This is a genomic window from Pseudalkalibacillus sp. Hm43 (assembly GCF_054170705.1).
Map to the genome: position 1 here is coordinate 1,737,330 of NZ_CM135129.1, position 17,559 is coordinate 1,754,888.

Consider the following 17,559-nt stretch of genomic DNA (forward strand, 5'->3'; position numbering starts at 1 on the left):
TCCGCGTCTACAGCAAATTTTCCGTTTTACGAAGCGTCTCTTTTGCTTCTTTTACCATACGCTGAAGCAATTCTTCGGCGGTAGGGATGTCTTTGATCAGCCCTGCAATCTGTCCGGAGTTGATGAATCCTTTATCGAAGTCACCCTCAACTGCGCCTTTGCGATGATAATCTTCTGTTGTCTTCTGCACGAACTTCTCAACATCAGCACCAGAAGCTTCGTCTTTCAACAGTTCGAGTGCGTATGGCGTTTTCATGAGTCTGCGGATTTTACCATATGATCGCCCGACAATCGTCGTTTCCGTATCTGTCGCTTCCATCAACTTCTGTTTGTAGTTCTCATGGAAAGCACCTTCCTGGGTGGCGATGAACCTTGTGCCCATTTGTACACCCGCTGCACCGAGAGAGAGTGCTGCGGCTAGTCCTCTGCCATCGCCAATCCCACCAGCTGCGATGACCGGAATGTCCACCGCATCCACGACCTGAGGAATCAACGTCATCGTAGTCGATTCTTCCGTCGCATTGATACCAGCCGCTTCGTATCCTTCAGCCACGATGATGTCAGCTCCAGCCTGTTCCGCTTTTTTCGCATGCTTGACGGAGGCGACCACGCATATGACCGTCAGTCCCTTTTCTTTGAACTTCGGAATGAACGGTGCCGGGTTACCAGCTGAAAGCACGACGACTGGAACCTCATATTGAAAAAGCAGCATCGCTGTTTCTTTGACCGCAGGTGAGACGCTAAGCGGGATGTTCACGGCGAACGGCTTGTCCGTTCGTTCCTTTGTATCCTTTATGAGCGCTTCAATTTCATCAGGTTGCATCGTACCAATTCCGAGTGTTCCGAGGCCGCCCGCTTCGGAAATTGCTGCAGTCAACGGGGCATTCGAAACGTTCCCCATGCCTCCCTGGATGATCGGATATTGGATGTTGAGCAGTTCATATAACCGGTTCATTTTGAAAGATCCTTTCTATAGAAAATTACAATTTATCGGGAGAAGTGGTTCGATCTCCTCGACAAGTGGTTCGTATTGATCGTGAAGTGGAGCGATTTCCTCTAGAAGTGGTTCGCAAACCTCCAGAAACGGGTCGATCGCTTCGAGAAGTGGTTCGTAAACCTCCTGAAACGGGTCGTAACCTCTCAAAAGTGGTTCGTAAACCCCAGATACGGGTCAATCACCTCTCGTTCAACTCCCGACTTCTGATATGTTATACTTTAGAAAACGTTTTCAAGGAGGTCTATTATGCTTTATCCATATAACGGGAAGAATCCGAAAGTCGATGAATCCGTCTTCATCGCGCCAGGAGTACATATCATAGGTGACGTTTCCATCGGCAAAAATTCAAGTGTTTGGTTCAACACGGTCGTCCGTGGAGACGAAGCGCCGATCGTCATCGGTGAGCGCTGCAATATTCAAGACAATTGCACGTGTCATTTGTATGAAGAGTACCCGCTCATCCTGGAAGACGAGGTTTCTGTCGGGCATAACGTCATCCTTCATGGATGTACGATTCGTAAAGGTGCCTTGATCGGCATGGGCGCAACCATCCTCGATGGTGCTGAAATCGGGGAATCGGCATTCATCGGTGCAAATACGTTGATTCCTCCAGGTAAAAAGATCCCCCCTCGTACTATGGTCATGGGTTCTCCAGGAAAAGTCATCCGCGAACTCACGGACAAAGACCTGGAGCTCATCCAATTGACAATCGACACTTACGAGCAAAAGGGCAAAGAGTTTAAAGAAAACTTAGGTGAAATCAAGCTGTAAGCGCAGATTGAACCTTAGTTGCGCTTATACTGGTTTCCCAACTTTTCCACCACGTCGAAACAACACCTTGCTGAAAAGTAATTCAAATCAGTGTAAAGAAAACTTAGGTGAAATTAAGCTATAAACGAAATAGTTTCATAGATAAGGGGCTGACCTTCGTCAGTCCCTTATTTGTTATTCTCTATGATCAGCGGATGATTCAACGCGTCATACTTCTTGTCCTTGTTCTTCACTTCGTTTCCTTCACTGAATACGTCCTCGAAGAATCGGCTCGCGGGCTGAGCGAGCGCCTTGTAATAATCACTGAACAGACTCGCAGCATAATCCCCCAGCCATTTTTTCGGTAAAAGCTCTTCAGGCAAACCTGGGTCGACGAACAAGAATTTACGGTATTCATGGACGAGCTTCGTACGCTCGACGAAACACTCTCCATCCGTCATCTCGCCTTTTTCAATCTTGTTTTTGTCCATAACGTACTTCTGACTGTACGTCTTGATGAACTCATCATACTTCTCGTTGATGTCGTTCAAGTCCCAGCATTCTTCCACAAGCTTCTCGCTTTTATGAGGACCTTTGTATTCCGAAACGAAGAAATGGACGTAATCTTCGATGTCATACTTATCGATCATCTGTTTCAATTGTTTCTCCTGCTTGTTCGGAGAAATCCAAAAGCTGTTGGACAGAAGTCCGAACCCGCTCCACACAAGTTCCTTCCGCAACTCATCCCGGATGTTTCGTTTCTCCTCCGGTATCGTGTAAGTGAACATGCGCCACTGACCGTCCCAGTTTTCCGGTTGCAACTTGAAGATCCTCTTCGCCGCTTCTTCAATTCTTTGCACACCAGGTTCCGTCAAACGGTAATAACTTTTGTTCCCTTTCCGTTCCGCTATGACCCAGCCTTGTTTGTTCATTCTCGAGATCGCTGCGCGTACGGATTGCTCGTTATGTCCGAATTCCTTCAACAGTCTGATCAGACTTCCAATCCATATGTCGTTGCCGTAATGGCGAATGTAATCTCCGTATAACGTGAAAATCATTGAACGAGTGTTCAAACTGTTCTGCATGGTGCTCATCCTTTTCCGGTTCATTTCTAAATGATTTCTTTATGATACTAAATATCGTGTACCCTCTCAATCTTTCTCTTTATAACGGCGAAAAGGATGGCCACTTTGTTCCTGTTATTCTCCCTTGAATTCAGGCGGACGCTTTTCACCGAATGCGACTAACGCTTCGACACGGTCCTTCGTCGGAATCGTCACTTCGTAGGCTTTCGCTTCGAGATTCAATCCTGTTTCGAGGTCGACGTTCATTCCTTGCTTGATCGCATATTTCGCTTGCTTCAATGCGATTGGACCGTTGCTTAGCATTCTTTCTGCCCATTGCTCGGCCGTTTCAATCAATCTGTCGAAAGAAACGACTTCATTGACGATACCATATTGGAGTGCTTCTTCGGATGATACTTTTTTCGCTGTTAAAATCAGTTCCATCGCTTTCGCCTGGCCGATCAAGCGTGGCAAGCGTTGCGTACCGCCAGCTCCAGGGATAATCGCCCATCCAAGCTCGGTCAAGCCCATCTTCGTATCTTCGACTGCAATTCGGAAGTCACACGCCAACGCCAGCTCGAATCCTCCACCAAATGCATAGCCGTTCATGACGGCAATCGTCGGCTGAGGCAACTTATCGACTGCCGTAAAGACGTCTCTGATTTTCGTGACGTTACGACGGACTTCGTTTTCCGTCAACGTCTTACGTTCTTTCAGGTCAGCACCTGCACTGAACGCTTTCTCCCCTGCACCTGTGAAGATGACGACTCTCGCTTCAGGGTTATGATGGATCTCCTCGACGACTTCGCCCAACTGTTTCAACGTATCGTAATTGAAGCAGTTCAACACGTCCGGACGATTCAATGTGACGTATGCGATATGGTTCTTCACTTCATATAAAATGGATGACATGCCGATTCCTCCTAATAAAATTTAGTCGTTATATCCTTCTACGATTGCTGCGATTCCCTGGCCGACACCGATGCACATCGTTGCAAGGCCGTATTGGGTCTTCTGTTTCCGCATCTCATGTAAAAGCGTTGTGAGAATACGCGCGCCGCTTGCTCCGAGCGGATGACCGTAAGCGATCGCTCCTCCGTTCATGTTGACGCGAGATGGATCGAGCTCCAGTTGACGGATACACTCAAGCGACTGGGAAGCAAAAGCTTCGTTCAGCTCAATCAATCCGAGGTCGCTCGATGAAAGTCCTGCACGTTTCAACGCTTTACGTGAAGCGTGGATGGGTCCGAGTCCCATGACACGTGGCTCGAGTCCTGCTGTTGCGGACGTCACGTATTTCGCCATCGGCTTCAAACCGAGCGCTTCCGCTTTTTCCTTGCTCATGATCAGGAGGGCTGATGCACCATCGTTGATTCCCGATGCGTTTCCTGCAGTAATCGTCCCGTCTTTGAACAGCGGTTTTAGCGTGGAAAGCTTTTCAAGAGAACTTGTCGGACGAGGGTGCTCATCCGTATCGACGACGATTTCATTCCCTTTGCGATCCTTGTAAACGACGGGAACGATTTCGTCCTTAAGGCGACCTTCATCCATTGCGCGTTTCGCCTTCATCTGGCTTTCATAAGCGAATTGGTCCTGCTCTTCACGGGAAATTCCGTAGTCTTGTGCTACGTTTTCCGCCGTCTCCGGCATGCTGTCTGTCCCGAATTTTTCCTCAAGCGCCGGGTTTACGAAGCGCCAGCCAATCGTCGTATCGAACATTTCCATGTTGCCACGTGGGAATTCCTTGTCCGGTTTCCCCATAACAAACGGTGCACGGGTCATACTCTCCGTACCACCTGCAATGAAAATGTCCCCTTCATCCGCCATGATGGCACGTGCCGCATAAGAGACAGCATCAAGACCGGATCCACAAAGACGGTTGATGGTCGTACCGCCGACCTCGACTGGTAGATCTGCAAGGAGTGCTGACATACGCGCTACGTTCCGGTTTTCTTCACCGGCACCGTTCGCGTTTCCGAAAACGACTTCCTCGATTTGTTCCTTCGGTAGATCAGGATTCCGTTCTAGAAGCGCTTTGATGACAAGGCTTCCGAGGTCATCCGGGCGAATGTTCTTCAGTGCGCCTTTATAGCGTCCAATCGGTGTGCGGACTGCATCTACGATGACAACTTCACGCATGTTAGTTGCCTCCTTTTTCACTATAATCGTAAACACCCATGCCTGACTTGCGGCCAAGGCGTCCTGCTTTGACATATTTCACAAGCAGCGGACATGGGCGATATTTTTCACCAAGTGTTTCATGTAAATACTTCAAATTGTTCAAGCGTGTATCAAGTCCGACGAGGTCACCGAGTTCAAAAGGTCCCATCGGATAATTCAAACCAAGCTTGATCGCTTTGTCGATTTCCTCCGGTGCGCCAACGCCTTCTTGCAGCATATAGAACGCTTCGTTTCCGACGAGTGCACTGATCCGGCTCGTCACAAATCCAGGAAATTCATTCACTGTGACGGTTTCTTTCCCCATCTTAGTCGCGACTTCATTGGCGACTTTCACCGTATCTTCAGCTGTATCCAGTCCTTTGATGATTTCGATCAACGGCATCTTATGTACCGGATTGAAAAAGTGCATTGCGATCACTTTCCCAGGACGGTTCGTGAATGAAGCGATTTCCGTCGGGCTCATTGTGGATGTATTCGTTGCAAAATAGCAATGCTCCGGTGCATGCTTGTCGATCGTTTCGAAGACGTTCTTCTTGATGTTGAGGTTTTCCGGTACCGCTTCGATGACCATGTCCGTGTTGGCGACGGTCTCTTCCAAGCTTGACGAATAGCTCATGCGCTCCATGCTTTCGTTCGCTGCATCTTCAGAAATCTTGTTGCGTTGAACCCCTTTGTCGAAGATGGCATTGATTTCCGTTTTAGCACTAGCGAGCGCTTGTTCAGATATGTCCACGAGCGTCGTGTTGTAACCACCGACCGCTGAAACGTAGGCGATTCCACGACCCATGACACCAGAACCGATGACTGTAATGTGCTTGATCATGCTCTTCCACTCCCTTATTGGAACTTTTGTCCGATAGTATTCAAACGTTGAAGCAATTTTTCTATGCTCTTTTCGCATACATTGTTGCTCTTGTATGTTTTGATCTCCGCTCCAGGTTGCTCGCTTTCCACGGGGCGACGGTGAGCCTCCTGGCGCTTTGCGCCATTAGGAGTCTCCACCTGACCGCTTGTCCCGTAGGACAAGGAAAGCTTCAGCAGCGATACATCGCACGAAGAAAATACGATTTCCATTTTCGAGGAGTATCGCACCTTACGCTTCAATCAACTCAAATAAAGAAGAGTGCCAAAAGCAACAATCTTTTAGAAAACTGCCTTTTTCTAAAATGGAAGGCGAGCTACCTGAAAAGGTGCTCGCCTATTGGTTGATTATGGTTACACTCCGAACGGATTCAGCGGCTTGCCTCCAACATAGGAGATGACACTTTTTGTTTCTGTATATAGGTCGAGTGTTTCAATACAAAGCTCTCTTCCGAATCCAGATTGCTTGTAACCACCGAACGGCGTTCCAGGGAATGCGGAGAACGGTGAGTTGACCATCACAGTACCAGCTTTCAGCTTAGTAGCGACGCGGTTTGCACGTGCGTGGTCCGTTGTCCAGATTGCTGCTGCAAGTCCGAATACTGTATCGTTCGCAAGCTTCAGAACTTCCTTCTCGTCACTGTACTTCATAACAACGACAACTGGTCCGAAGATTTCTTCTTGAGCAATCTTCATGTCGTTCGTAACATCCGTGATGACTGTTGGCAGGTACCAGTGCCCGTTTTCGTAGCCGTCGACCTTCGCGCGACCACCACCGACAAGTACTTTCGCACCTTGTTTTTCTGCTTCTTTTACATAACCGTCGATCACTTCTACCTGGCTTTCGCTGATGATTGAGCCGATGTGTGTACCTTGATCAAGCGGGTTACCAAGAACTAGCTTTTTCGTCTTCTCAACGAACTTCTCCATGAACTCGTCATAAATGTTTTCGTGTACGAAGAGACGGGAACGAGCTTCACAAGATTGACCTGTGTTGTAGAAGATTCCGAATAGAGACCCGTCAACAGCAGCGTCCATGTTCGCATCTTCGAATACGATGTTCGGAGACTTTCCTCCAAGCTCAAGCGTTACGCGCTTCAATGTTTCAGAAGCTTTTGCCATGATGTCTTTCCCTGTTCCTGTTTCACCAGTGAACGCAACTTTATCAACACCAGGGTGCTCGACCAAGTGGTTTCCGACTGTTGAACCAGGTCCTGTTACGATGTTTACAACACCTTCTGGTACGCCTGCTTCGTGGCAGATTTCCGTCAAGATGATTGCTGTTAGTGGCGTCAAGCTTGCTGGCTTCAATACGATCGAGTTACCAGCAGCGATTGCCGGCGCTACTTTCCAAGAAGCCATCATCATCGGATAGTTCCATGGGATGATTTGCGCACATACGCCAAGTGGCTCTTTCGTTTCTGTATTTGTAAAAGGTCCAGGCATGTTGTTTACATGTCCGCGGTGACCAACGATTGCACCTGCGTAGAATTCGAAGTTTTCAACTGCTTGCATCACTTGCCCTTGAGCAGCTGACAATGACTTACCGCTGTTCAAGACTTCTAGTTCAACCAATTCGTTGAAACGGCTGCGCATGATTGAAGCGATTTTGTTCAATACGCGAGCACGCTTTCCGACTGGATACTTCGGCCATTTCCCTTTTTCAAAAGCGTTACGAGCTGCTTCGACCGCTTTGTCGACGTCTTCTGTACCCGCTTTAGCTACTTGAGCAAGTACTTCACCAGTTGCTGGGTTATATGTTGTGAATGTTTCACCAGATACGCTGTCGACTTGCTCTCCGTTGATGACCATTTTGTAAGCGTCACGTTTCATCTCTACTGCAGTTTGTTGTTGTTCTTTCGTTGTACTCATTGATCAGTCACTCCTTCTAAGTAATTTAGTTCTAACGTTGATACATCTTCTGCTTCTTCTAATCTAACGCCCTTTGAATTCAGGCATTCTTTTTTCGATAAAAGCTTTGACTCCTTCGGCGTGGTCTTCCGTCATCCCCGCTGTTCGTTGAGCGTATGCCTCGTTCTCGAGCATTTCGCTCAAGTCCGCGTCCCAACTTTTACGTAGATAGCGCTTGATGAGACCGATCGCTTTCGTCGGTTTGTTCGCAAGATTTTCCGCAAAAGCGGTCACTTCTTCTTCCCAGCTGTCCAATGGAATCACCTTGTTCGCAAGTCCAAGGTCTTTCGCTTCTTCTGCCGACACCTTGTCTCCCATGACCGCAAGCTCTAGTGCTTTTGCATGTCCAACAAGTCTTGGAAGATAGAACAAGTTCCCTGAGTCAGGTACGAGTCCGACATTGATGAACGCCTCTATGAAACTCGCTTTCTCTGACATCAGTCGGAAATCACAAGCAAGTGCGAGACTCATGCCTGCTCCAGCTGCAACCCCATTGACTGCCGCCACGACTGGTTTTTCGAAGCTCGCCAGCTTCTCCACCATCGGGTTATATCTTTTTCGTAAAATTTCCGCGTGATCCGTATCCTCTTTGACCCCCGCCAGGTCTTCGCCTGAACAAAATGCTTTTCCATTACCGGTGATGACCAGGCAACGAACTTCCTTGTCTCTCTCTGCCTCTTTTAATGCTTTCGTGATCTCGAAGTTCATTTGTTCGGTGAAGGCATTAAATTTGTCCGGTCGGTTCAGTCGAAGCCAAGCAACATTGTTTTCCGTACGGTATTCAATCGTTTCAAACATCCTTCAACCGCTCCTTATTTCCCTTTGAATTGTGGTTTCCGTTTTTCGACGAATGCGCGCATGCCTTCCTTCTGATCTTCTGAAGAGAACAGCATATAGAAGTTTTTACGCTCGAACTGCATCGCTTCATAAATGGAATGATCGACAGATTTGTTGACCGCTTCCTTGATCATACGGACAGACAACGGTGCTTGCTTCGCAATTTTCCGAGCGAGTTTCATCGCTTCTTCAAATACGAGCTCAGGTGCGACCGTTCGGTTCACGACGCCATTTGCTTTCGCAAATTCTGCTGTCATATAGTCTCCCGTCCAGAGCCATTCAAGTGCTTTTGCACGGCCCATCAATTTCGTCAGTCGAACCGTTCCTCCAGCACCAGGCATGACACCGAGGTTGATTTCAGGGAATCCGAACTGGGCATTTTCCGCTGCAACGATCAAGTCACAGCTGAGTGCCAATTCGAAAGCTCCTCCAAGACAATAGCCGTTAACAGCACCGATGATCGGCTTCTTCACCCAGGCAAGACGGTCCCACTCAGCGAACTGGTTCAACAGCTCGAGAGAAATCGAGTCGTCTTCTGCCATTTCGTCGATATCAGCACCTGCCGCGAAGACTTTCGGTCCGCCTGTCACGATCATGACCGCGACGTCATCATCACGATCCCACGCTTCCATCGTTTCAAGGATTTCAGTAACCATTTTACGGTTGAGTGCGTTCAAAACCTTCGGACGATCTAGTTGGATGACACCGACACCAGCTTCAGTCCATGTTTTGATGGTTTCTTTACTCACCATCGACTTCCTCACCGATCATCAGTGTTACCAAGTCACCTGCAAATCCCATGAGGTCCTTCCCAGAAGCTTTTGCTTCATCTGTTTTCATTGCTGCTTTCAAAGCATCGTGATCGTCATAGTACATTTCACATAGAAGGTGATAGTCGCTTCCTCCCATTGGTGAACCTACGATTTTCGTCACTTCCATTTTGCGAAGTCCGGGTATCTTAGCTGTGATTGGTGAATGTGTGTTGAAATAGTGCTCGTCGAATTCTTCTTTGTTTTCAGGATTTCTGTAAAGTGCGATCAATTTTACCATTAAATAAACACCCTTTCTTATTCGTCACCGATGTTGGCGACGGGTTTCATAGCTTCAAATGGATTTTTACAGCTTCTGCAATAGAGAATGCATCGGCACGCTGTCGGGCCGAACAGATTCTCCATCGTGGTATAGACCGACCCGCAATACGGGCATGGGATCTCCCACGGTTCTCCAGGTGTATGATTTGCAGGAGGAGGCGATATTCCGAATTGCTTCAGTTGTTCTTTCCCTTGATCAGTGATTCGGTCTGTCGTCCAGATCGGTTTGGATGGAAAAATGACTTCCACTTCTTCGATGCCGTCTACTTCAATGACAGCATTGACAATGTCCCGTTGGATGATGTCGAGTGCTGGACAACCTGTGAATGTCGGTAAAATTGAGACCGTTGCTTTCGATTCATCCACGTCAACCTTCTCCACCATTCCAAGATCACGGATGCTGACAGAATCAATTTCAGGGTCAGTGACATTTTGAAGCACTTGATAAACCGTCTCTACCAATTGTTTCGATTCGATTCCGGTCATCGTAATCCTCCTCTCAAACTCATAATCTTAAAAATTAGGTCAAAACTCGTCGTTTTCTACCAGGCTACCTTTGGATTTGTTTCGTACACTTCCGAAAGTGTTTCTAGTGCTTGCGTCAGGTCTTCTGTATGTTCTCCCTGACGGCCGTTTCCTTTTGTCATACCGAGCTCGCCTGGGAAGTCCGCGCCGATTTGTTCGAATGTCTTTTCCATATGATCGAGCCATTTCGTACGCATCGTTTCTTCGCTTGCGATATAGCCCTTCTCAGCCATTTCGTCTGCCATCGGTCCGAGTGAAAGCACTCCGCCCATTTCATTCCAGCAACGATCGATCGCTGCTGTCATACGGCGCTTCGCTTCATCGGTACTCGTCATCAATTGCTTGAACCAAGTCTCCCAGTGCATCAGGTGGTACTGAAGCTCGATGCTTACTTTTTTCGCGGTATCGCTGAGAGGTTCATAGCTTGATTTTCTCAGAGAGTCCATTCGGTACTTTTTATGGATCGAATAGAAGTAGTTTCGAACAACAGCGAACGCCCAATCGTATTGAGGTTGTTCAAGGTACGTCCCTTCTCCGTTCTTCTCCTCTAAAAGGACTGCGTTCCGGAACTTCTCAGGTGCTCTCAAGTGAGAAAGCTCGTCTGCGTCGCCTTCTCCCAACTCTTCCAATAGGTGATAATACTTCGCTGCGTGTCCCATCATGTCCTGATTGATCGATGAGTACGCAACATCTTCCTCGATGTGTGGTGCAAGACCGAGCCACTCAGACCCTCGATACGCCAAAATGAAATCATCATCAGCAAGTGTGTAGAGAAGCTCAACCAATGCTTTGTCTTGTGCCATTACTTGGATCCTCCCTTGCTGTTGCTATTACTAAGCAGGTTCTTTTCTGTAAATTGCTCCTGCTGGTATTTACGCCACTTTTTCTTCAGATAACCGTAACCTTTTGTTTCACGGTAATCCTTATCGTCCAAACGCTTGAGCATTTCCTTCTCTTCCTGGTTCATCACGCGGATATCTTCACGCTTGACGACCCAGATGTCGGCTACAGGCTCACGGCGGAAGAAGTTTTCACGAGCCATGATGAGTGCCATTTCTTCGTTCGGTGCCAATAGACTGAATTGATGTTGTAGTGGACTTTTATCTGTTTTTTTACTGAATACTTCATAGACGCTGTAGAAGCCGTCTTTTCCTTTTTCACTCAATGGATTCCCTCCTCCTCCGGTTAAATCGCTTGTGCTGCAGAGTTCAATGCTTCGCGTACCCAGCGGTTGTTTTCGTATGATGTTTCACGAAGCTCAAGGCGTTCTTTCGATTGAGGTCCGTTACCAGTAACGATTTCTTTGAATTCGTTCCAGTCAGGATCTTGATAGACCCATAGACCTTGTTCTTCGTCAAAGTGGATCGTTTCATCCGGAATCGTCAGGCCGAGAGACCAGATTCGCGGTACATATTTGTTGAAGAATTCTTGACGAAGTTCTTCGTTCGTTTTTTCACGGATTTTATAGCGCATGTTCTTATCAACGTGAGAAGTCGATGCATTCTCTTTGCTCTTTGGTCCGAAGAACATGAGAAGTGCAGTCCACCAGCGGTTCAATGCATCTTGTAAAAGTTCGCGCTGCTCTGGCGTTCCTTCTGCTAAAGCCATGATGATACTTTCTCCGTGTTGTGCATGGAAGACTTCCTCTGCACAAATTCGCTTCAATGCTCTTGCATACGGGCCGTATGAAGAATTCAGCATCATACTCTGTGAAATGATCGCCGCGCCGTCAACGAGCCATGCGATGATTCCAGCGTCGCCCCATGTAGGCGCTTTCATATGAAACACATTGTGGAACTTCAGTTTTCCCGAGAATAAGTTCTGCATAATGTCTTCACGGTTCATTCCAAGTGGTTCCATCAGGTCTTCAGCTACACGAAGAAGGAGCTGGCCGTGGCCCATCTCATCTTGAACCTTTGCCATGATGGCAAGTTTACGGTGTAACGTCGGTGCTTTCGGAACCCATTCCTTTTCTGGAAGCGCTCCCATTATTTCGCTGATTCCATGCATGGAGATCAGACGAATCAACGATTGACGGTAATCATCCGGCATCCAGTCGTTTGGCTCGATCTTCTCACCAGCGTCGATACGCGCAAGGAAATGCTCGTATTTTTCATCTTCTGTCAACTGATCGAACGATGTTTCGATAGTCATCTATTATCACCTTCCGAGTATTACGTTTATTTAACGTCATTATAGAATATCGTTATAATTAATTCAATGCTTTTTACCCCATATTCTGAAAAGTACTACTTCTGTAGGGCTTCTTCTTTTCGTAAATCCACAACCCGCACGGCTTTTCCTTCTGATCGGGGAACAGAATTCGGCTTCTGGATATCAACATCGATGGAAACGAGGCAATTCGTTTTGATCGTGTGCTGAATTTTGCTCTTCAAGCCTTCCATCATGAGGTGAGACAAGTCTTGAGAGCATTCATCGAACACCTTTTCACTGACTTCAACTTGTAAAACGACCTGGTCCATCGTACCGTCCCTCTTCAATTGAATTTGATAATGTGGAACGATTTCTTCTAGCTGTAAAAGGCAGTTTTCAATTTCAGAAGGGAAAACATTCACACCGCGGATGATGAGCATGTCATCGATTCGGCCTTTCACTCGCGACATCCGGACCGATGTACGTCCGCATTTACACGGCTCACTATTGATGGCAGCGATATCACCTGTACGATAACGGATGATCGGGAATGCTTCTTTCGTCAAGCTTGTGAAAACGAGTTCACCGTATTCTCCATCCGGCAGCGGTTGAAGTGTTTCGGGATCGATAACTTCAGCGTAAAAATGATCGTCTGCGATATGTAGTCCATCTTGTGCTTCATGGCATTCAATGGAGACCCCTGGTCCGATAATTTCGCTCAGTCCGTAGATATCGACTGCCTTGATGTTGAGCTTCTCTTCAAGCGTTTGCCGCATTTCCTCTGACCATGGTTCGGCACCGAAGATCCCGTATTTGAGACTCGTATTTCTCGGGTCTTTCCCCATCTTTTCCATCGTTTCAGCAATGTTGAGAATGTAGGAAGGTGTCCCACAGATGACCTGAGGTTTGAAATCTTCAATCAATAGGATTTGTCGTTGCGTGTTCCCGCCTGATACCGGAACAGTCGCCATTCCAAGCTGTTCAGACCCATAATGCAGACCAAGTCCACCCGTGAAGAGGCCGTACCCGTAGGCGTTATGAAGCACATTGCCCGGTTCGCCACCAGAAGCTGCAATCGCTCGTGCAACGACTTCGCTGAATAATTCAATATCACTTTTCGTATACCCGACGACAGTCGGTTTTCCACTTGTACCTGATGACGCATGGAGACGAACGATGTCCTTTTGATCCACCGCAAAAAGACCGAATGGATAGTGGTCACGCAAGTCCTGTTTCTTCGTAAACGGAAGCTTCTTCAAATCTTCTAAACTATTGATTTGATCAGGAGTAATGTTTGAATCTTCAAACTTCTTTTTGTAAAAAGGGACCTTCTCATACACAGTCTGTGCCGTTTTCTTCAAGCGTTCGAGTTGCAACCGCTCCTTTTCCTCGACACCCATCGTTTCCTTCTCGACATTGTAAATCACTGCTTCCCCTCCTCTGAAATATAACGAAAATAAATCGAACTCCAATAAATATGATATATAAAAAGCTTATAAGGAAAGCGCTTTCTTGTCAACGAAGTGCTCATCAGTACTCCATCATTACCTCTTCAGTACCTGGTACGCTCAAAGAATCCTTGCCAGCAGCGGAATCGTAATCGGTGCCAGGTACCGATAGTGTCAGGCACCTACTACTGGAATGATCAATGTTGTTGGAGCCTGACACATCGAGAAGCATAAAAAAACTCCCTGAAGTGAGGGAGTTTTAGTAGTACGGGTATGGATAGTATGGATAGGGTTGGTAGTAGGGGACGAGTGACAGGGCTGCAAGACCCGCAAGCGGTAAAATCAATCCCCCGAAACGGCGGAACCTCGGCTGTCGATACCCTTGTTCTCTCATTTGTCCATAGGATTCCGGCTCCATCATTTCCGGTACGAGCAGTTCCACCTTATCCTTCTTCACGTCCATGATGATTGCATCGAATTTCTTACCGTCTTTCGTTTCGACAAGGACGTGGTACTTCGTATATTCCTTACATTTTTCATACATGTGTTTGTGTTTCGCTCGATCTTCTTCTCTCGGTTGGTTGCCCTGTCTCGTCGAATTTGTCGGTCGTTTTTGTTCAGACATCATCATCACTCCTTTCTTACATAACCATGATATTCACCTATAGGAGGGATGTGCCTATTTTTTGTTCACACGAGCTTGTCACCTGTGAAAAGTAAAAAACGGATGCATTGAAAAAGACGACCTGTCCAAAGGTCGCCTCTCCTTAATTCCTTAGTGCACCAAATCCAAGAATTGCTCTCTTGTAATTTTTCCAAGGTAATGTCCGATATCCAAATCACTGATTGCTTTCTCGATTTCCTCTCGATCATATTTCACTCCGATTAAACGGGACTCGATCTCTTCTACATCCCCTACACCGAAGAAGTCACCATAAATTTTACAATGCTGGATCGTATTCTTCTCCACATCCAATCGGAGATCAAGCTGCCCAGCTCCCTCAAAACGGTGAGAATGCTTCACGTTGAACTTAGGTGATTTACCATAATTCCAATCCCAGTTTTGATAGCGTTCCTCGGAAATCTTGTGGATGTTCTTCCAATCTTCCTCGGTCAACGTGTAATACGGGATTTCCTCTTGCTCCTCGAAAAGGTACTTCAGAAGGGTTTCTCTGAACTCCTCAGCTGTCATGTCCTCATCCAGGTGCTCACGGATATTCGTGACTCGACTTCGGATCGATTTGATTCCCTTTGACTTGATCTTGTCCATGTTCACATTCAATGCAGAAACGACGTTCTCAATTTCAGAGTCAAACATGAGCGTCCCATGACTGAACATGCGCCCTTTCGTTGAGAACTGTGCATTCCCAGAGATCTTTTTCCCATCTACTAAAATGTCGTTCCGACCACTGAGTTCAGCCGGTACACCCAGGCGATGCAGTGCTTTGACGACTGGATCGGTGAACTTTTTGAAATCGTGGAAGCTGTTGCCATCATCCTTCGTTATGAAACTGAAGTTCAAGTTCCCAAGGTCATGATACACAGCTCCACCACCTGATAGACGACGGACGACATGAATGCCATGTTCCCTCACATAATCGGAATTGATTTCTTCTACCGTATTCTGGTTCTTTCCAATGATAATGGACGGTTCGTTGATGTAGAACAGCAAGTAAGTATCATTGATATCAAGGTGTTTCAAGGCATATTCTTCAATCGCCAAATTGATTCTTGGATCTGTGATGTTGTTGTTATCGATAAATAAGAGCATATTTATGTCCTCCTCTATATTTTTTCTCCGTCCCAGACGTAACCACTTTTCGCAAGGGTCACGGGACCGTCAAACTTTTCTTCCGCTTCTTTCACGAGCTGGTCGAGATCACCAAAGTGAGGCAGATGGGTCAGGACGAGTTGACGAACATTCGACTCCTTCGCAAGAATTCCCGCTTCTTCACTCGTCGTATGGCCGATGCTGGCACCGTCCATTCCTTTATACAGGTTAGATTCCATCAACAAGAGATCCGCTCCACGGAAAAAGTCGAAAAACTCCTCCTGGTAACTCGTATCCGCCGAATAGACGACCGTATGATTCTGACCTTCAATCCGCATCGCATAACATGGGACTGGATGCCTCGTTTGTAAAAACGAAATTTTAAACGGACCAATTGTAATCGGAACCGCCGGATTATACTCTTCACCAACCGTAAAACCTTTATAGGAAAGCCGCTGGAATTCCCCTTCGTTGAAACGATGGCCGTAAATCGGAAGCTCAGGTAACTTAGAGCCAGTGTGTGATTTGACGAGCCGTGCGAATTGCAAAGGACCGATATCGGCAATATGGTCATGATGATAGTGGGACAAAATGACGGCGTCCAAATCCTCAACATCTATGTACGCTTGCAGCTGGGAAAGCACACCACTTCCGCAATCGACGAGCAGGTTGAATCCATCTTCCTGTAGCAAGTAACCAGATGTCGCTTCCAGCTTCCTAGGAAAGCCGCCCCAGCAACCGACTATTGTGACTTTCATTTAGTTCACCTCTCACTTTTCTTCTATTGTATAAAAACACCGACTAATGTTCTAGTATGGCGCTGCTTCTCATTCGAAATCGTTTATATTCTTTGCTAATGTGGAACATAATAACTATGTTTTCAGAAGGGAGCTGGAATAGACAATGAAAGTACTCGTTGCAGGAGCAAACGGAGGTACAGGTCGAAGTATCATTCAACATTTAGCTGAAAATGGACATGAGCCAGTGGCCATGATCCGTGACATTACACAATCTGCTGAACTAGAGCAGTTAGGAGCGAAAGAGACAGCGCTCGCGAACCTGGAAGATGAGGTGGACCATGCCGTAGAAGGCTGCGATGCGATCATCTTCGCTGCGGGATCCGGATCCAAGACCGGACCTGAAAAAACGATTACGGTCGACCAAGAAGGTGCCATCAAACTGATTGAAAGCGCTGAAAAATTGGGTGTGAAACGCTTCGTTATGCTCAGTACAGTCGGAGCCGACAACCCTGAATATGGTTCTGACGAAATGAAGCACTATTTTGAGGCAAAAGGAAAAGCAGATGATGCACTCCGAAACAGTTCTCTCGAATACACGATCGTAAGACCAGGAAGGCTTTCTTATGGTGCTGGCAACGGTCAGATCCGTGCAGCAGAGAAACTGGACAATTATGAAGGAGAGATTTCGCGTGAAGACGTTGCTAATGTGATGGTTAAAACGCTGGATCTTAAGAACACATATGGAAAAACGTTCGAAATCCTTTCAGGCGATAAAAGCATTACGGATGCTTTGAAAGCTATATAAAATAATGAAAGCGGCCATTTGCGGCCGCTTTTTTCATTCATTTTCTCTATATTTACGTTCACTGGAGGAGTCGTCTTTCGATTTCTCCTTCTTCTTTTCCTCTTTTATTTCTTGCCTATGGTCCTCTGTTGGTATCGGATCGACGGTCTCGTCTTCATGAAGTGTATGGTCAGGTTCTTTCTGCTTCTTTTTATCAGTTGGCATGGTTAATACCTCCTTTTAACCCCTCATTACCGTTCTGCGGAGTTTTAAAACTTGGGAAACTAAAGGATCAGCCCAAATTTTTGGGGTTGCTTCAGGAAGTTTGATACTGACTTGTGGAAGATTCGCTTTTACTTGGGGAACTTTTGCTCTCACTTGTGGAACTTTCATCTTCACTTGTGGAACTTTCCCTCTCGCTTGGGGAACTCAATACTTTTTTACT

General features: G+C 46.8%; 21 protein-coding genes. 2 read left to right on the forward strand and 19 right to left on the reverse strand.

The genetic code is table 11. The features are described 5' to 3' along the window. Window positions 1-7 precede the first annotated feature (7 nt). Window positions 8-955: an NAD(P)H-dependent flavin oxidoreductase gene (locus ACXQIQ_RS09230; protein WP_439299053.1), complete on the reverse strand. Its 948-nt coding sequence runs from the start codon at window positions 953-955 to the stop codon at window positions 8-10. A gap of 288 nt (window positions 956-1,243) precedes the next feature. Between ACXQIQ_RS09230 and ACXQIQ_RS09235 the strand changes: the two genes are divergently transcribed. Further along, on the forward strand, window positions 1,244-1,768 hold the full coding sequence (locus ACXQIQ_RS09235; protein WP_439299052.1) for a gamma carbonic anhydrase family protein: 525 nt from the start codon (window positions 1,244-1,246) through the stop codon (window positions 1,766-1,768). A 167-nt stretch (window positions 1,769-1,935) separates the two neighbouring features. Here the strand turns inward: ACXQIQ_RS09235 and paaX are convergent, their stop codons facing one another. The 17 genes from paaX to ACXQIQ_RS09320 form a co-directional block, all read right to left on the reverse strand. Then, window positions 1,936-2,832 (reverse strand): phenylacetic acid degradation operon negative regulatory protein PaaX, encoded by an 897-nt coding sequence (gene paaX / locus ACXQIQ_RS09240; RefSeq protein ID WP_439299051.1) that lies wholly within the window; start codon window positions 2,830-2,832, stop codon window positions 1,936-1,938. A gap of 114 nt (window positions 2,833-2,946) precedes the next feature. Next, a complete protein-coding gene (locus tag ACXQIQ_RS09245; RefSeq protein WP_439299050.1) occupies window positions 2,947-3,723 on the reverse strand; it encodes an enoyl-CoA hydratase-related protein in 777 nt (258 codons plus the stop codon). 21 nt (window positions 3,724-3,744) lie between these two features. Then, entirely contained in the window at window positions 3,745-4,950 is a 1,206-nt protein-coding gene (locus ACXQIQ_RS09250; RefSeq protein ID WP_439299049.1) for a thiolase family protein, read from the reverse strand. Between the two features lies 1 nt (window position 4,951). Beyond that, the gene (locus tag ACXQIQ_RS09255) at window positions 4,952-5,815 is read right to left on the reverse strand and encodes a 3-hydroxyacyl-CoA dehydrogenase (RefSeq protein WP_439299048.1); all 864 of its coding nucleotides are present in this window, start codon (window positions 5,813-5,815) and stop codon (window positions 4,952-4,954) included. A gap of 392 nt (window positions 5,816-6,207) precedes the next feature. After that, window positions 6,208-7,725, reverse strand: a complete 1,518-nt coding sequence (locus ACXQIQ_RS09260; RefSeq protein ID WP_439299047.1) for an aldehyde dehydrogenase family protein — start codon at window positions 7,723-7,725, stop codon at window positions 6,208-6,210. Between the two features lie 63 nt (window positions 7,726-7,788). Then, entirely contained in the window at window positions 7,789-8,562 is a 774-nt protein-coding gene (locus ACXQIQ_RS09265) for an enoyl-CoA hydratase-related protein (RefSeq protein WP_439299046.1), read from the reverse strand. Window positions 8,563-8,576: 14 nt separating this feature from the next. Next, a complete protein-coding gene (locus ACXQIQ_RS09270) occupies window positions 8,577-9,353 on the reverse strand; it encodes an enoyl-CoA hydratase/isomerase family protein (RefSeq protein ID WP_439299045.1) in 777 nt (258 codons plus the stop codon). Continuing rightward, the gene (locus tag ACXQIQ_RS09275; RefSeq protein WP_226548346.1) at window positions 9,343-9,651 is read right to left on the reverse strand and encodes an EthD family reductase; all 309 of its coding nucleotides are present in this window, start codon (window positions 9,649-9,651) and stop codon (window positions 9,343-9,345) included. Before ACXQIQ_RS09275 ends, ACXQIQ_RS09270 begins: the two co-directional genes overlap by 11 nt. Window positions 9,652-9,668: 17 nt before the next feature. Further along, a complete protein-coding gene (gene paaD, locus ACXQIQ_RS09280) occupies window positions 9,669-10,178 on the reverse strand; it encodes a 1,2-phenylacetyl-CoA epoxidase subunit PaaD (RefSeq protein WP_439299044.1) in 510 nt (169 codons plus the stop codon). A 56-nt stretch (window positions 10,179-10,234) separates the two neighbouring features. After that, on the reverse strand, window positions 10,235-11,020 hold the full coding sequence (gene paaC, locus ACXQIQ_RS09285) for a 1,2-phenylacetyl-CoA epoxidase subunit PaaC (protein ID WP_439299043.1): 786 nt from the start codon (window positions 11,018-11,020) through the stop codon (window positions 10,235-10,237). Continuing rightward, complete coding sequence (gene paaB, locus ACXQIQ_RS09290; RefSeq protein WP_439299042.1) at window positions 11,020-11,382, reverse strand: 1,2-phenylacetyl-CoA epoxidase subunit PaaB; 363 nt, start codon at window positions 11,380-11,382, stop codon at window positions 11,020-11,022. The genes paaC and paaB overlap by 1 nt, the downstream gene beginning before the upstream one ends. Before the next feature lie 20 nt (window positions 11,383-11,402). Continuing rightward, complete coding sequence (gene paaA / locus ACXQIQ_RS09295; protein ID WP_439299041.1) at window positions 11,403-12,371, reverse strand: 1,2-phenylacetyl-CoA epoxidase subunit PaaA; 969 nt, start codon at window positions 12,369-12,371, stop codon at window positions 11,403-11,405. A 95-nt stretch (window positions 12,372-12,466) separates the two neighbouring features. Further along, window positions 12,467-13,771 carry a phenylacetate--CoA ligase PaaK gene (paaK, locus tag ACXQIQ_RS09300; RefSeq protein ID WP_439301907.1) on the reverse strand — a complete coding sequence of 435 codons (1,305 nt, stop codon included), beginning with the start codon at window positions 13,769-13,771 and terminating at the stop codon, window positions 12,467-12,469. Between the two features lie 130 nt (window positions 13,772-13,901). Continuing rightward, window positions 13,902-14,051 (reverse strand): hypothetical protein, encoded by a 150-nt coding sequence (locus ACXQIQ_RS09305; protein ID WP_439299040.1) that lies wholly within the window; start codon window positions 14,049-14,051, stop codon window positions 13,902-13,904. A gap of 27 nt (window positions 14,052-14,078) precedes the next feature. Then, entirely contained in the window at window positions 14,079-14,444 is a 366-nt protein-coding gene (locus ACXQIQ_RS09310; protein ID WP_439299039.1) for a hypothetical protein, read from the reverse strand. Window positions 14,445-14,594: 150 nt separating this feature from the next. After that, window positions 14,595-15,590, reverse strand: coding sequence for a lipoate--protein ligase (locus tag ACXQIQ_RS09315; protein ID WP_439299038.1), 996 nt, complete (start codon window positions 15,588-15,590; stop codon window positions 14,595-14,597). Between the two features lie 14 nt (window positions 15,591-15,604). Beyond that, a complete protein-coding gene (locus ACXQIQ_RS09320) occupies window positions 15,605-16,348 on the reverse strand; it encodes an MBL fold metallo-hydrolase (RefSeq protein WP_439299037.1) in 744 nt (247 codons plus the stop codon). A 145-nt stretch (window positions 16,349-16,493) separates the two neighbouring features. Here ACXQIQ_RS09320 and ACXQIQ_RS09325 point away from each other — a divergent pair, with 145 nt between their 5' ends. After that, a complete protein-coding gene (locus tag ACXQIQ_RS09325; RefSeq protein ID WP_439299036.1) occupies window positions 16,494-17,135 on the forward strand; it encodes an SDR family oxidoreductase in 642 nt (213 codons plus the stop codon). Window positions 17,136-17,168: 33 nt separating this feature from the next. Here the strand turns inward: ACXQIQ_RS09325 and ACXQIQ_RS09330 are convergent, their stop codons facing one another. Then, window positions 17,169-17,339 (reverse strand): hypothetical protein, encoded by a 171-nt coding sequence (locus tag ACXQIQ_RS09330; RefSeq protein ID WP_439299035.1) that lies wholly within the window; start codon window positions 17,337-17,339, stop codon window positions 17,169-17,171. Window positions 17,340-17,559: the final 220 nt, after the last annotated feature.